Below are 16,364 nucleotides of genomic sequence, written 5' to 3'. Positions count from 1 at the left end.
AATGCGATTTAAATCATTAATTCTTTCTTCTTTTTTTATAATAATCATAAGTTGTACAAATTCATCAAACACTAACAGCGCTAAAAAAGATCAACCACTAATAAAATATGTAAATACTTTTATTGGAACAGGTGGACATGGCCATACTTTCCCTGGAGCAACAATGCCATTTGGTATGGTACAATTAAGCCCTGACACACGCTTAGATGGCTGGGATGGTTGTTCTGGCTATCATTACTCAGACAATTATATTTATGGCTTTTCGCATACACATTTGAGTGGTACCGGAATTAGTGATTATGGTGATATTTTACTTATGCCAACAAATGCTATAAATTTCAATAATGGAGCTGATGGTAAGCCCGGCTATCGCGCTCATTTTAGTCATGATAATGAAATTGCTGAACCAGGATTTTATAAGGTACATCTAGATTCTACTAATATCAATGTAGAACTTACAGTGACTTTACGCAGTGGTATTCATAAATATCAATATCCTTCCCCTAAAGATCAGTATCTAATATTGGATTTAGAGCATCGTGATAAACTAATAGACTATGAGATTAATTGGACTGAAAAAGACAGATTTGAAGGTTACAGAAATAGCGAAGCTTGGGCCAAAGATCAGCGTTTATTTTACTCCATCGTGTTTTCTAAAAGAATAAAGAAAGTCTTTTATGAAATAGACGGCAATACAACTTCAATAAATACCGACTCAAAAAGTAAAAAAGCTGCCATCCTATTTGATAATCCTGAAAATGAACCAATTTTTATTAAAGTTGGAATTTCTGCAGTAGATATAGAAGGTGCTCGCAAAAATCTAGAAGCCGAAATTGGAAAAAAAGATTTTGAGACGGTTAAAAAGGAAGCTCAACAATACTGGGAAACTCAACTCGAAAAAATTGTGATTGAAAGTAATGATTTAGACAAAAAAACCAACTTCTACACATCTATGTATCATACCATGATTGCACCAAACCGCTATCAGGATGTTGATGGTCGTTATCGTGGTATGGATTTAAAGATACATCACGCAAATTTCGATTATTACTCAGTGTTTTCGCTTTGGGATACATATAGAGCTGCACATCCATTATATACTATAATTGAAGAAGAACGCTCCAATCATTTCATAAATACATTTTTAGCAAAATATGATGAAGGAGGCATAATGCCAATGTGGGATTTAGCAGGTAATTATACCGATTGTATGATTGGTTATCATGCAGTACCTGTCATAGCAGATGCCTATTTAAAAGGCATAAGAGATTATGATACGGAAAAAGCCTTCGAAGCCATGAAACACTCATCTACTAGAGATAAATTTGGACTTGAAGCCTATAAAAAATATGGTTTCATACCTGTTGATGAAGAAAGTGAATCGGTCTCAAAAACTTTAGAATATGCTTATGACGATTGGACGATTGCAATGATGGCAAAGGATATGAACAAAACCGAAGATTATACCACTTACATTCAACGTGCTCAGTATTATAAAAATGTTTTTGATCGAGACAGTAAATTCATGCGAGGTCGTTTCAGGAATACCTGGTTTTCGCCTTTTAATCCATATGAAGTGAATTTTAATTATACAGAAGCCAATGCATGGCAATATAGTTTTTATGTCCCTCAAGATATTTCAGGATTTATCGAATTGTTAGGCGGAAAAGATGAATTAGAGCACCAATTAGATAAATTATTCTCTGCAAATTCTGAAACTTCTGGTAGGCATCAAGCAGATATAACAGGTTTAATCGGTCAATATGCACACGGTAATGAACCTAGTCATCATATGGCCTACCTCTATAATTTTGTAAACAAACCACATAAAACTCAAGAAAAAGTATATCAAATTTTAACTGAACTGTATAAAAATGATCCAGATGGCATTTCAGGCAATGAAGATTGCGGACAAATCAGTGCGTGGTATGTCTTTTCGTCTATGGGATTTTATCCTGTAACACCAGGAAGCAATCAGTATATTATTGGCACCCCACTTTTTAATAAAACCACCATAAATCTCGAAAACGGAAAAAAATTCAATATCGTAGCACATAATTTAAGTGAAAGTAACATATATATTGAATCCGCAAAACTTAATGGTAAAAATTATGATGTTACTTATCTTTCGCATGAAGACATTGTCTCTGGTGGTACGCTAGAGTTTCACATGACTAATAAACCATATGGTTGGGGCACCAAGGAAGGACAAGAACCTAAAACAGAAATTACAGAACATATCATCTTAGCTTCTCCATATATCGAAAAAGGAGATATTACATTTAGAGATTCCACTTCTGTAAAGCTTAATACTTCAGAATCTAGAGCTCAAATATATTATGCTATTAATGATTCTGATTTTAAATTATACCAAAACCCATTCACAATCAACCAAAACTCGACTGTAAGTTTATACGCAAAAAAAGGTAAACTTAAAAGCCCTGTTTTATCTACTCCTTTTTATAAAATAGACCCTAATTTGAGTATAACTCTCGAAAGTGAATATGCCAATCAATATTCTGCCGGCGGTAATGATGCTTTAATTGATGGTATTAGAAGCACAAAAAACTATCGCACTGGCAGTTGGCAAGGTTACTTGAACACAGATCTAATCGCAACAGTAGACTTAGGTAAAGAAAGGCCAGTTGAAGAAATTTCAATAAACTTTTTAAGAGATCAAGGTGCTTGGATTTTTTATCCTAAAGAAGTGAAATGCTTGGTTTCTTCCGATAATAAAACATTCCTAGAATTACCATCTCAAGTTATTAATGCCTCAGAGGAAAATAGTAATATTAAAATTAAGTCAACAACATTCAAAATTCCCAAAGAAAAGTATCGATACGTGAAAATTGTAGCAAAAAAACTAGGTAATTTACCAATCTGGCATATTGGTCATCCGATGGATGGGAAAAGCTGGATTTTTGCTGATGAAATTTCAATTAAGTAAATTGACTTTATGAATAAAATATTTTTATCATTTTGTTTTGGCCTATGCATCACCTCTTGTAAACCTAAATTTAATTTAGCAAAGGAATTACCCAGAATTACCAAACTTGTAAAACATCAATTTACTAATAAAGAGTACTTAGAAAACTATCCGAATTACACGTTAGATTCAATACCCAAAGAAAAACTATATAAACATTTAGATAGCATTGAAAATTATATTGCTTCTAATTTATATAAACCTTCAGATATCATATCACAAAAGGTAATTATTCAAAAAATAAGTAACACCAAAAGAATTGACAGCGTCTACTTTAAAATTATAAACTACTCAAAAACTCAAACAATTAAAAAGAATAAATCTAATTATAATTTATATGAATTTACCAACTCACTAGATAGTGAGTTCATCGAATATAAGGATGAAAACTCAGATACGATTACTGTTACACAAAATTCTAATGTCTTATCATTTTGGGAAACAACTGATAAAAAATGGAAACATATCTTTTACAACGACATGTTCAATGAAGGTCTTTTCGGGCTAAACTCAGCTCAAAGAATAATTGAATTATATTTCAAAGACATTTTTATAGAACCAATTAACAAATGGGATAAGGAATCTATACAAATATTCTATGACGCATACAATGAAGACAAAAGCAACTATAAAAAAGATGGAATTGACATGGACAAATTCATAAAATGTCGAATAAAATATACTCAAAAAGCCGAAGAAAAATTTAGCTTTGAAATACCTGATAAATTTTATGAAAGCTCGACTTTCTTTGACCAATCAATAAAATGTAGAATCTATTCAAAAAAAACTAACTAAACACAAATATGAGCAACCAAAACAACAAATCTGCCTTGGCAACCCTAGTGACAGTATTCTTTTTCTGGGGATTTATTGCAGCATCAAATGGTGTATTTATCCCATTTTGTAAAACTTATTTTAATATAGACCAATTTCAATCGCAATTGGTGGACTTTGCATTTTATGGTGCCTATTATATTGGTGCTTTAATGCTCTTTATAATGTCTGGCACAATTAAAAAAGACATTATGAATAATTGGGGTTATAAAAATGGTATTATCTATGGATTATTACTTTCTGCGATTGGTGCGTTTGTCATGTATCCTTCAACCTCAGGAGCAGAACAAGGTCAAACCAATATTTTTTATCTCGTACTTATTGCTTATTTCATTGTTGCATTAGGGTTTTCATTACAACAAACAGCAGCAAATCCTTTTGTTATTGCTTTGGGTGATCCAAAAACAGGTTCACACAGATTAAATCTAGCAGGTGGTATTAATTCCTTCGGAACAACTATAGGGCCTATTGTAGTAAGTCTTGTAATTTTTGGTTCTGCCACTTGGAGCACGGATGAACTAGCCAATATGATTAAGAATAATGAAATAACTTTAGGGACAGTACAAACCCTATATTTAGGCGTTGGCGTATTGTTCTTGCTAGCCGCTGCATTATTCTATTTTTCGAAGAAATTACCATCCTTAAAATCTGATACCATCTTTGAACCTGCTAATAAAGCTAGAAACTTATTGATTGTACTTACTCTAATCATATTAGGTTGTTTCGGTTATATTTTTAGTACCTATACTGGAAATACAGAAGCCTCAGAAGCTGTCGAAAACACAAGACTTATCCTCTTGTTTATTGCACTTTTTGCTGTTATTGTATCTGTATTTATTGCTAATACAAGTGCAAGTAAGAAACCAGAAGGTTGGGGCGCAATGAAATACCCACAATTAGTTTTAGGCATGCTCGCCATTTTTATGTACGTAGGTGGAGAAGTCACTATCGGAAGTAACCTTGGCGAATTATTAAAACAACCTGTGGCCGACACTAACCTAAATGCACTTGGACTTCCTGTATTAAACGATTCTCAATTAGGACTGTACATTTCATTGTATTGGGGAGGACTTATGATTGGCCGTTGGGTTGGAGCAATCACTGTTTTTAACCCAAGTACTGGTCTCAAAAAAGTACTACTTATTATTGTTCCATATGTTGCCTTTGCCGTAATCCTTTGTGTTAACTGGATTGCTGGAAATGAATTCTCAACAAATGAAATACTATTTTTCGCTATCTGCATTGCTGTGCAAGTTATAGGATTCTTTTTAGCCAAAGACAAACCAGTAAAAACACTCAAAATATTTAGTCTATTAGGAGTAATAGGAATGTTAATTGGCTTATTTGGATCTGGTAATGTGGCTTTATTCGCATTCTTATCTGGTGGTTTATTCTGTTCAATAATGTGGCCATGCATCTTCACATTAAGCATTGCAGGATTAGGTAAATATACATCTCAAGGATCTGCTTTTTTAATTATGATGATATTAGGAGGTGCTATTATTCCGCCTGTACAAGGAAAACTTGCTGACGTATTTAGCATTCAATCTTCTTATTGGATTGCAGTAGCTTGTTTTGCTTACTTATTATTTTATGCTTTTAGAGCTAAAACAGTCTTAGATAAACAAGGTGTTGAGTATTAATAATGACTCAATTTAGATCATATGGACAGAAGAAAATTCATTAAACAAACTGCATTAACAGGAGCAGGACTAACTTTACCTAACACTTTGGTGAGTTGTAATGATAATAACAACGATGCCTCAGAAGTAGAAACAAATACCATTGTCAATACTAAAAACGTACCATTAGTTATTGCCACGTGGCATGTTAAGGAAGCCACGGCAAAAGCCATGCAAGTATTACAAGCTGGCGGTAATGCTTTGGATGCCGTTGAACAAGGCTGTAGAGTTGAAGAAGCGAATGAGAAAGGACAATCAGTAGGTAAAGGCGGCTTACCAGACAGAGATGGCAATGTGACTTTAGACGCCTGTATTATGGATAAGTATGGTAATTGTGGCTCAGTAGTATATCTTCAAAACATTACGCATGCTGTATCTGTTGCGAGGAAAGTAATGGAAGATACTCCACATGTAATGCTTGCTGGTGAAGGTGCCAAACAATTTGCTATTTCAAAAGGATTTAAACCAGAAAATCTATTGACCGAAGCTTCAAAAGTAGCTTGGGAAAAATGGAAAGTTGAAGCCGAGTATAAACCAATTATAAATATAGAAAATCATGATACTATTGGTATGCTAGCCATAGATAAAAATGGTGATATTTCGGGTGCATGTACCACAAGTGGTTTAGCCTATAAAATGGGTGGGCGTGTTGGTGATAGTCCAATTATTGGTTCTGGACTGTTTGTAGATAACGAAATTGGTGCTTGCGTCGCTACCGGATTAGGTGAAGAAGTAGTAAAAACCGTAGGAAGCTTTTTAGTGGTCGAACTCATGCGTCAAGGAAAAACGCCTCAGCAAGCTTGTGAAGAAGCTATAAAACGTATAGTAGATAAACCTAATAGTAACTATAAAAACTTTCAAGTGGGTTATATTGCCGTAAATAAAAAAGGTAAAACAGGAAGCTACTCAATACACCAATGGTTCAGTATGACTAAATTTCAAAATGGTGTAAACAAACAAATTCAGTCAGATTACTACAATAAGGTCTAAAACCACTTTACTGTTAACTTTGCCAATTTCTCTTTAAAATTAGTGTAAGGAGGAAATAACAATTCATTAATACCCATAGTATTCTGCTTTATTGTAGCGCGCATATTACTAAATGCTTTAAAACCGTAATATCCATGACTTTTTCCTATACCACTATTATTTATACCGCCAAATGGTAAATGATGATTGGAGTATTGTACCACATTATTATTAATACATGTACTTCCGGCACGTGTATTATTTACGACCTTTTCAATGTTAGTGCTACTTTTGCTATATATATATAAAGCTAAAGGTCGTTCTTTAGAGTTAATGTAATCTAATGCTTCCACTAAAGTTTTATAGGTAACAATAGGTAGTATGGGTCCAAATATCTCATCGTGCAATAACGTAGCTTCTTGATTGAGATTAGAAACCAATGTCGGTTCTACGAAGTTTATATTCTCATCAGTATCACCACCAAATACAAAATTTGCATTGTAATGCTTCGCATTTTCTAAATGTGCTTGTAATCTTTTAAAATGCCTATTGTTAACTATTCTGCTATATGAGTTAGAGTCTTTTTGGTTTTCTGTAAAGAACGTTTTAACCCATTTTGAGCAAAGTCCTTTAAATTCATCTTCAACTTGTTGGTCTATTAATATGTAGTCTGGTGCAACACATATCTGGCCTGCATTCACAAATTTCCCCCACATAATGCGCTTTGCAGCTTTATTTAGATTTGCTGTTTTATCAATGATAGTTGGAGATTTTCCACCTAACTCTAGCGTTACGGACGCGAGGTGTTTTGCAGCGGCTGCCATAATAATTTTACCAACGTTTGGCGAACCAGTAAAAAAGATATGATTAAATGGTAATTGTAATAACTGAGTTGATGTTTCAACTTCGCCTTCTACCAATGCAACCTCATCCTCTGTGAAAATATCTTTTACAATCTTTGCCATTAATGCTGATGAATTAGATGTCATTTCAGAAGGCTTAATAATAGCTGTATTACCAGCTGCTATGGCAGAAACCAATGGCCCAAATGTAAGATTGAAAGGAAAATTCCAGGGCGAAATAATTAAACACACACCTTTGGGTTCATATTTATAATAGGAACTAGACCCTATTAAAGCCATTGGAGTTGTTACTTTTTGGTTGCGCATCCACTTATGCAAATTTGCCTTAGCAAATTTAATTTCACCTAAAATTTGATATATCTCCGTAAGTTCAGCTTCTACAGTTGGTTTACCTAAATCTTTATGTAATGCCTTAGCAATGTCACCTCTATAGGTAACTTCTAATGCTTTTTTTAATTTATTAAGCTTTTCTACTCTTTCAGATCGAGTAGTGTTCCCTATGTTGTACTGGTTATTCTTTTGCTTGATAAAAAGTTGGTAATATGGGTTATTTCCAAAATCTGCCATGGAATAAAATGTAATTTTTATGGTTAAACGGTTTTAAGGTGTGCATTTCATCGACATTTTCTACATAGACCTACATTTTACCTATATTTCTTAATTTTTTACCGATATTTTTCCCGTATTTACTGGGCTCAGAGCTCATTTTGTGTATTTCGTCGATGTTTTCTGTAACGGCATTCATATTATCTAATTTCCAGCTGTTTTCGTCCAAATTATTCAATATCAAGAAGGTTTCGGTTGTTACTTTGAAGTGTAATTAAGACACAAATGCCCCTTAAAATTATGAAAAAAGCTGTAGTTATCATATTATTTTTAACAATGTCATTAGCAGGTTTCGCACAACAAAATAACGAAGTTGCTTTAAATAATGATACTGAGCTAGTTGAAACTATTAAAGAAGAAACAGTTGCAACAGCTAAAGTTTCTGTTTCAGCAAAAATGAAGGCTAAAGTTTTAAAAATTAACCGTAAAAAAAGTAACGAAATCATAAGTATCAAAGCTTATAGAAAAAGTTTACAAATAAAAGTAAAGACTGTAAAGCTTTGCTAAATACATGCTATTAACCAATAAAGGAGCCGGAACAATTGTTTCGGCTTTTTTTTGCAAGTAGGATTCTAATATTCAAAGTATTATCATGAAAACTATAAATTGGTATTTTAGCAACGGTAATTATCATTAAGAATATGTCTAAAATTCGTGTTATCATAGTTGAAGATGATCCAATTATTTGCGAGGATATAAAGCAAATGCTTACTAATGCTAATTATGACACTGTCGCTATCTCATATAATAAGGTAGATGCCATCAATAAAATTGACGCATTACAACCTGATTTAGTTCTACTTGATATTAATTTAGAAGGTGAGTTTGAAGGATTTGATGTTGCTAATCATATTAATATTAAACACAGAATACCATTTATCTATGTTACCTCCTATTCAGGTAAAAAAATAATTGATGCTGCCAAAACAACCACTCCTATGGGTTATATTGTAAAACCATTTAGGGATAAAGAACTATTTTCTACTTTAGAAATTGCACTGTATAATTATGCTCGATTCATGATGCCTGTAGTACTCAAAAAGGATGAAATAAATAAACGAATTAAAACTCCATTAACACAAAAAGAATTTGAAACCTTAGAAGGCTTATATCAAGGAAAAACCAATCAACAGTTAGCTGATGTTCAATTTGTAAGTATTAATACCATTAAAACACATATAAAGAATATCTACGAGAAAATGAATACCAATACTAGACTTGAAACTATAACTTTGTTGAAAGAACTCCTTAAGTAGATTGCTTTTGAAAATCTATCTTAAATATAACACCTTTATTGCTCTTTATACTCACCTTACCGTTTAGCTTACTACTGAACAGCTCAACGAGCTTTAGACCAAACGATTCCTCACTTTGCCTGTTAGCCATATCGTATCCAACGCCGTTATCCTTTATTTCAATTTGGTATAAGCCATTTATTTCTTCACAAACTAAATTAATTTTAGGCGAAACTATTGCTTGGTCAGGAAAGGCATGTTTAACAGAGTTACCTATTATCTCGTTTACTATTAATCCCACAGAAATAGCACTTTCAAAATTCATGAACACATTCTTTGCCTCAATATTTACAATAATATTTGCAGTTGTCTTTTCAAATGCACTAAAAATATTATCCACCAAACCTTCAAAATAAGTTTGTATGTTTACTGTACTCAAACTATCACCGTTATATATATTCTTATGAAGAATAGCTAATGAATAAATACGATTTTGATTGTTCTTAAGAACTTCACGGGCACTATCATCTCTCACATAATTAGATTGTAAATTGAGTAGACTAGAAATCATTTGAAGATTATTCTTTACCCTATGATGTGTTTCGTGCAATAACAATTCTTTATCTTTTAAAGCATTTGAAATAATTTTATTCTTGTTATTTATTTTTGAATTAAACCAAAGTAAAAGTACTCCTCCAACAAGTAGGATAACAATAACAAATATGGCAATACCTCTAACTATCCTCGATTTTGATGCTTCCGACTCTAAAATCTTCTTCTCTTTGCTGAGTAATAAGATTTCGGAATCTTTTTTCTGTTTTTCGTATTTAGCATCTTTATCAGCTATAGTTTGTAAAGATGTTTTGGAATAAATAGAATCACTAATTACTTTTAACAGCTTATGATGTTTAATTGAAGTTTTATAAGCACCTATATTTTCGTATGCCTTAGAGAGAAGCCTGTGGGCGCGTTCTTGTTGATGTAAAGACTGATGTTCTTCATATTCAAATACTTTATTTAGATACTTAAGTGCTTCTTTTGGTCTATTTAATAAAATTAAAATTTCCGCAATACTTATTGCTGACTCACAAATATCATAAGTGCTTGCCAAGTTTTTTCTAATTTCATATGATTTTAGGTATGCTTTATAAGCTTCTTCATACCGTCCTTCATGCTGTCTTAAATATCCAAAATAATCATGATGATATCCCATTTCGGTGAGCGTAGGAAAAGCTGCATTAAGACCTCTTTCTTTAAGCAAGTGAAATTCAGCTTCTGTAAATCGGCTCATTTCAGTGTAAAGCAATCCTAAGTTGGCATGAATATGTGCCATACCCATACTGTCATTAAGTTTTTTAAATGCACTCAAAGCCTTTAGGTATTCTTTTTCAGCCTTTAAAGGTTGCTCCAAATCAGAATAAAAACTAGCTAACGAATTACCAATACCAGCTTTTTGAGCGTTATTTCCTAATTTATTATAGATAAATGAAGCTTCAAGTAAATAATCTTGAGACAGCGTCATATTACCAATAGCCATGTAAATATTCCCTAGTAGGTGTCCACTTAATGCAATATCTAATGAATCTTTGCGGCCTTTTGAAAACAAATAAATTTTGCTATAATATTTTAAAGCAGTTTTGAAATCTCCTAGCATATTATGACTAGAGCCCAAAATGTAATATGCCTTTCTTAACCCAACACTATCGTCTTTCTTGACATAGTTTTCAATTAAATCAAGACCAATTTCTTTAGCATACTCAGGGTCTCTTTCTTCAAAATACCGACCTAATAAAAATTTTTGCTTTTTAATAAATTTTACATCACTAGTTGAATCAATGATATTTTGTAGACTATCAGCATATCTATTCGCTCCAGGTTCTTGCCCAAATGAAAATAGACAAAAACATATTAAAAAATTATATAGAAAAAATCGATTAAAAACCATTATAAGCTCGCTGACTTTAACAAATATAAAAAACCATAATTTTTAAAAATCACCCATAAGTATGAAAACAAAAACTACATAATAGCTGATATTTGTTTTAGCTATTAATCAAACATAAAAAGAGTATACATCTTTAGTTAAAGAATATGCTCTTTTTTATTCTCTTTAACTAGTGTGTAAATCCGAGTGATTTTGTGGAACAAATTGTATTCAATGTCATTTTTAAGGGTTACAAATAAGGGTGATACAACATATTGTTGCGATTCGCAGTCATAAAAATCACTCGGATTTACACATTTTTATCAAAATTAGCTTTACCTCCATTTAACTTTTGTAGCTTTGAGTTTCTTTCAAACTCATACTAATGTCAGATCAAAAAAGACTCTTTTTAGTTGATGCTTATGCATTAATATTTCGTGGCTACTATGCCTTTATAAAAAACCCAAGAATCAATAGTAAAGGTGAAGATACTTCAGCTATAATGGGTTTTATGAATTCTCTTTTAGATGTCATAAAACGTGAGCGACCAGATCATTTAGCGGTCTGTTTTGATAAAGGTGGAAGCGTTGATAGAGTTGAAATGTTTGAAGCTTACAAAGCCAATAGAGATGAAACACCAGAAGGTATTAAAACTGCTATACCTTACATCTATGAAATTTTAAAAGCCATGCATATTCCGATTATGGTCAAAGAAGGTTTTGAAGCAGATGATGTTATCGGAACACTTTCTAGACAAGCAGAAAAAGAAGGCTACAAAGTATTTATGGTAACCCCAGATAAGGACTTTGCACAATTAGTGACCGATAATATTTTTATGTACAGACCAGTATTTGGCGGTGGATATGAAACTTGGGGAATTCCAGAAGTTCAAAAGAAGTTTGAAGTACAAACACCAGAACAAGTTATTGACTTTTTAGGTATGATGGGTGACGCCAGTGATAACATACCTGGATTGCCAGGTGTTGGTGACAAAACAGCAAAAAAATTCATCAACCAATTTGGTAGTATGGAAGGCTTACTTGCCAATACAGACCAGCTAAAAGGCAAAATGAAAGAAAAGGTTGAAGCCAATGCTGAGCTTGGTATGCTTTCTAAGAAACTAGCTACTATAATGCTTGATGTTCCTGTAACCTTCGACGCCAAAGATTTTACACTAGACCAGCCTGATATTGAAAAGGTAAAAGAGATTTTCACTAATCTTGAGTTTAGACGATTAACTGATAATTTCATTAAAACATTTGCTGTCGAGACACCTCAAGCAAAAACTACGGAAAAACCTAGTACGAATACTTCTGTGAAAGCTGCAGAAAAATCTACCTCAGCTGGTGCCGGACAATTTTCTTTGTTTGGAAATGACGATGCAAATGCTGCTGAAGTAACTTCAGAATACACCAGAAAAACGGCGGAAACCACATCACATTTTTACCAAAGTGTCGCTTCAGGTATGGCAACCAAACTTTTTGTAAAAAACTTGCTGAATCAAACGCCTGTTTGTTTTGATACCGAAACTACAGGACTCAATCCGCTTACAGCAGAATTGGTTGGTATTGCCTTTTCTTGGGAAACAGGAAAGGGATTTTACATTCCATTTCCTGAGGACAAAACCGAAGCTCAAGAGTTAATTGAAATCCTTCGACCGTTTTTTGAAAATGAAAACATCGAGAAAATTGGTCAGAATCTTAAATATGATATTAAGGTGTTAGCCAAATACAATATTGAAGTCAAAGGTAAACTGTTTGACACTATGTTAGCGCATTATCTTATCAATCCAGATATGCGACACAATATGGATGTATTATCTGAAACGTACCTCAACTACACACCTATTTCTATTGAAACCTTAATTGGTAAAAAAGGTAAAAATCAACTCTCGATGCGAGATGTCCCTCTGGAAAAACAAACCGACTATGCTGTTGAAGATGCAGACATCACTCTACAGCTTAAAGAGCATTTTGAAAAGGAACTTGGCGAAGCCAACACCCAAAAATTATTTGATGATATTGAAGTGCCTTTGCTTCGTGTTTTAGCTGATATGGAATTAGAAGGTATCAACTTAGATAAGGCATTTTTAAATTCACTTTCAGAAGAATTAACTAATGATATTACTTCGCTTGAAAAGAAGATTTATGAAGCTGCTGGTGAAGAATTCAACATTGCATCACCAAAGCAATTAGGTGTAATTTTGTTTGAAAAACTAAAATTAGTTGACAAGCCTAAAAAGACTAAAACAGGTCAATATTCTACTTCCGAGGATATATTAAGCTATTTAGCCAAAGACCACGATATCATTCAAAACGTGCTAGATTTTAGAGGACTTTCTAAACTTAAAAGCACTTATGTTGATGCTTTACCAACGCAAGTATTAGAACAAACAGGTCGCGTTCATACAGATTATATGCAAACTGTTGCAGCCACAGGACGATTGAGTAGCAACAATCCTAACCTTCAGAACATTCCTATTCGTACAGAACGTGGTCGTCAAGTTAGAAAAGCTTTTGTTCCTAGAGATGAAGAACATACACTTTTAGCTGCTGATTACAGTCAGATAGAACTTAGAATCATTGCCGCGTTAAGTAAAGAAGAAACAATGATTGAAGCCTTTAAACAAGGAGAAGACATTCATGCTTCCACGGCCTCAAGAGTGTTTAATGTTCCTATTTCTGAAGTCACTCGCGAACAACGTAGCAATGCCAAAACGGTTAATTTTGGAATCATCTATGGGGTTTCTGCTTTTGGTTTGAGTAATCAGACCAACCTTACCAGAAGTGAGTCTAAAGAGCTAATTGACACCTATTACGCAACATATCCTAAACTGCGAAACTACATTCAAGACCAAGTCGATTTTGCAAGAGATAATGGTTATGTGCAAACCGTTTTAGGACGTCGTCGTTATTTAAAAGACATCAACTCACGTAATGCTGTGGTTAGAGGTGCTGCAGAACGAAATGCCGTAAATGCACCAATACAAGGCAGTGCTGCAGATATTATTAAAATTGCAATGATTAATATTCATCAAAAACTAAATGAAGGTGACTTTAAAACAAAAATGCTTCTACAAGTGCACGATGAATTAGTTTTTGACGTTTATAAACCTGAATTAGAAGCCATCAAAACATTAATCAAACACGAGATGGAAAACGCTTATAAACTAGACGTCCCATTAGATGTTGATTTAGATATTGGTGATAATTGGTTGGAAGCACATTAAGAATTAACGCCTCTTTTTCTTCTTACTTTTATACTTCACCTTTTCTTTTCGTTGGTTAAAAGGTACCGCATCATTATAGGTATGTTTGGGTTTTCCAGGCTTATTTTTACGCCACTTTTCATCCTTTTTAGGAAGCAACACATTTAATAAATCTTGACGTCCAAGCTTATTCAACGTATTACGTATCCAAGCTTTATTTTCATCCTTATACCAGAAGAAAAAACGATGTTGTTCATCTTTTTCTTTTCGTGTTTTAGGTGTTTTTACCTTTTTTAAAGTATATGGGTGATAACCACTATAATAGATTACAGTAGCCACTGTCATTGGTGTTGGTGTGAACCCTTGAACTTGCTCTAGCTGAAAGCCCATATCTTTAGTTTCAGCAGCAAGATTAGCCATATCTTCAGCTTCACAAGCTGGATGATTTGAAATAAAATATGGTATAAGCTGAAGTTTCAACTTATTCTTCACGTTAATTCTATCGAAACGTTCTTTAAACTTATGAAAATAACTGAATGATGGCTTACGCATCAGTTTTAAAACTGGATCGCTTGTATGTTCTGGCGCTACTTTTAAACGTCCAGAAACATGTTTGGTCATTACTTCTTCAGTATAATCATCGAGTTCTTTAGGATCAGCATTTTTATTGAACTCAGGCACCAACATATCGTGACGAATACCACTTCCTATAAATGATTTTTTCACTTTAGGATGACTATCTACAGCTTGGTATAAATCGGTTAAAGGTTTATGAGATGTATCTAGATTACTACAAATTACAGGCGAAATACAACTTGGTGCAACACACTTATCGCATATTTCTTGAACCTTTCCTTTCATTTTGTACATATTAGCACTTGGCCCACCAATATCTGAAAGATACCCTTTAAAATCTGGCATATTCGCGACCGTATCAACTTCTCTTAAAACCGACTCTTGACTTCTAGATGCAATAAATTTTCCTTGATGTGCAGAAATAGTACAAAAACTACAACCACCAAAACAACCACGATGAATATTGATTGAAAACTTAATCATTTCATACGCAGGAATTGGTCCTCGTTTGTTATACTTTGGATGAGGCATTCGAGTGTAAGGCAACTCAAAAGAGGCATCAATTTCCTTTTCTGTCATAGTTGGAAAAGGCGGATTAATCATCAAGGTCTTATTGTTAACCTTTTGAAAAATACGTCTTGCATACAACTTATTACTTTCCTGCTCTATTACTTTAAAATTAGACGCATATGCTTTCTTATCTTTCAAACATACCTCATGTGAAGAGATTTCAACATCTTCCCAGTTTTTATTCTTTGGGATAGATGCTTCGGCATTTAATAACACAGCTGTTTGTTTTACAGTTGTAATACTTGAAAACGGTACACCTTTTTGAAGCAAACGCACCACTTCTCGTAATGGTTGTTCTCCCATTCCGTAAACCAGCATATCTGCTTTAGAGCTTTCAAGAATGGTTGGCATTAATTGGTCACTCCAATAATCGTAGTGCGTTACACGACGTAAAGACGCTTCAATTCCACCTATTAAAACTGGAACATCTGGCCATTTTTCTTTTAGAATTTTGGTGTAAACAGTTGTTGCATAATCTGGTCTAAAACCAATGTCTCCATTAGGCGTGTATGCATCTTTATCACGACGTTTCTTGTTAGCATTATAATTGCTAATCATTGGGTCCATACAACCACCTGTAACACCAAAAAACAGTTTTGGCGCACCAAGTTTTACAAAATCTTGAAGATTATCATTAACGTTTGGCTGAGGCACAATCGCTACTCGTAAACCGTAACTTTCCAAAATTCGACCAATCACAGCAGGACCAAATGACGGATGGTCTACATAAGCATCTCCACTAAATAATATAACATCTAACTCATCCCAACCACGTATCTTAACTTCCTTGTTTGTAGTGGGCAACCAATCTGAAAGTCTTAATTCTTCTCGCATAACTGTGCAAAGGTAATTAGAAAAGTAATTTAAATGGCGTAAAATGTGTTAAACCACACAGTACCAATTCAGTATGA

Annotated in this window: 10 protein-coding genes; 7 read left to right on the top strand and 3 right to left on the bottom strand. The window is 33.5% G+C overall.

The window, feature by feature from the left end:
- Nucleotide 1 precedes the first annotated feature (1 nt).
- The 4 genes from HRU50_RS08220 to HRU50_RS08205 are packed head-to-tail and all read left to right on the top strand — an operon-like array spanning nucleotide 2 to nucleotide 6,492.
- Nucleotides 2-2,947, top strand: coding sequence for a GH92 family glycosyl hydrolase (locus HRU50_RS08220; protein ID WP_296350049.1), 2,946 nt, complete (start codon nucleotides 2-4; stop codon nucleotides 2,945-2,947).
- 9 nt (nucleotides 2,948-2,956) lie between these two features.
- Entirely contained in the window at nucleotides 2,957-3,781 is an 825-nt protein-coding gene (locus HRU50_RS08215; protein ID WP_296350047.1) for a hypothetical protein, read from the top strand.
- A gap of 8 nt (nucleotides 3,782-3,789) precedes the next feature.
- Complete coding sequence (locus HRU50_RS08210; protein ID WP_296350045.1) at nucleotides 3,790-5,463, top strand: MFS transporter; 1,674 nt, start codon at nucleotides 3,790-3,792, stop codon at nucleotides 5,461-5,463.
- Nucleotides 5,464-5,484: 21 nt separating this feature from the next.
- Nucleotides 5,485-6,492 (top strand): isoaspartyl peptidase/L-asparaginase family protein, encoded by a 1,008-nt coding sequence (locus HRU50_RS08205; protein ID WP_296350043.1) that lies wholly within the window; start codon nucleotides 5,485-5,487, stop codon nucleotides 6,490-6,492.
- On the opposite strand, the gene HRU50_RS08200 is transcribed toward HRU50_RS08205, so the two are convergent.
- Entirely contained in the window at nucleotides 6,489-7,901 is a 1,413-nt protein-coding gene (locus HRU50_RS08200) for an aldehyde dehydrogenase family protein (RefSeq protein ID WP_296350041.1), read from the bottom strand. The genes HRU50_RS08205 and HRU50_RS08200 overlap by 4 nt on opposite strands.
- A 279-nt stretch (nucleotides 7,902-8,180) precedes the next feature.
- Between HRU50_RS08200 and HRU50_RS08195 the strand changes: the two genes are divergently transcribed.
- Entirely contained in the window at nucleotides 8,181-8,447 is a 267-nt protein-coding gene (locus HRU50_RS08195) for a hypothetical protein (protein WP_296350039.1), read from the top strand.
- A gap of 134 nt (nucleotides 8,448-8,581) precedes the next feature.
- Complete coding sequence (locus HRU50_RS08190; protein ID WP_296350037.1) at nucleotides 8,582-9,196, top strand: response regulator; 615 nt, start codon at nucleotides 8,582-8,584, stop codon at nucleotides 9,194-9,196.
- Here the strand turns inward: HRU50_RS08190 and HRU50_RS08185 are convergent.
- On the bottom strand, nucleotides 9,189-11,120 hold the full coding sequence (locus tag HRU50_RS08185; RefSeq protein ID WP_296350035.1) for a histidine kinase dimerization/phosphoacceptor domain -containing protein: 1,932 nt from the start codon (nucleotides 11,118-11,120) through the stop codon (nucleotides 9,189-9,191). The genes HRU50_RS08190 and HRU50_RS08185 overlap by 8 nt on opposite strands.
- Nucleotides 11,121-11,484: 364 nt before the next feature.
- On the opposite strand from HRU50_RS08185, the gene polA reads away from it, so the two are divergent.
- The gene (gene polA / locus HRU50_RS08180) at nucleotides 11,485-14,328 is read left to right on the top strand and encodes a DNA polymerase I (protein ID WP_296350033.1); all 2,844 of its coding nucleotides are present in this window, start codon (nucleotides 11,485-11,487) and stop codon (nucleotides 14,326-14,328) included.
- Between the two features lie 3 nt (nucleotides 14,329-14,331).
- Here polA and HRU50_RS08175 read toward each other — a convergent pair whose 3' ends face one another.
- On the bottom strand, nucleotides 14,332-16,287 hold the full coding sequence (locus HRU50_RS08175) for a YgiQ family radical SAM protein (protein WP_296350030.1): 1,956 nt from the start codon (nucleotides 16,285-16,287) through the stop codon (nucleotides 14,332-14,334).
- Between the last annotated feature and the right edge of the window lie 77 nt (nucleotides 16,288-16,364).

This window comes from Winogradskyella sp., from assembly GCF_013213835.1.
Classification (GTDB): Bacteria; Bacteroidota; Bacteroidia; order Flavobacteriales; family Flavobacteriaceae; genus Winogradskyella.
The sequence above is the reverse complement of the archived record's forward strand: the minus strand, read 5'-3'. Positions and strand labels throughout refer to the sequence as shown.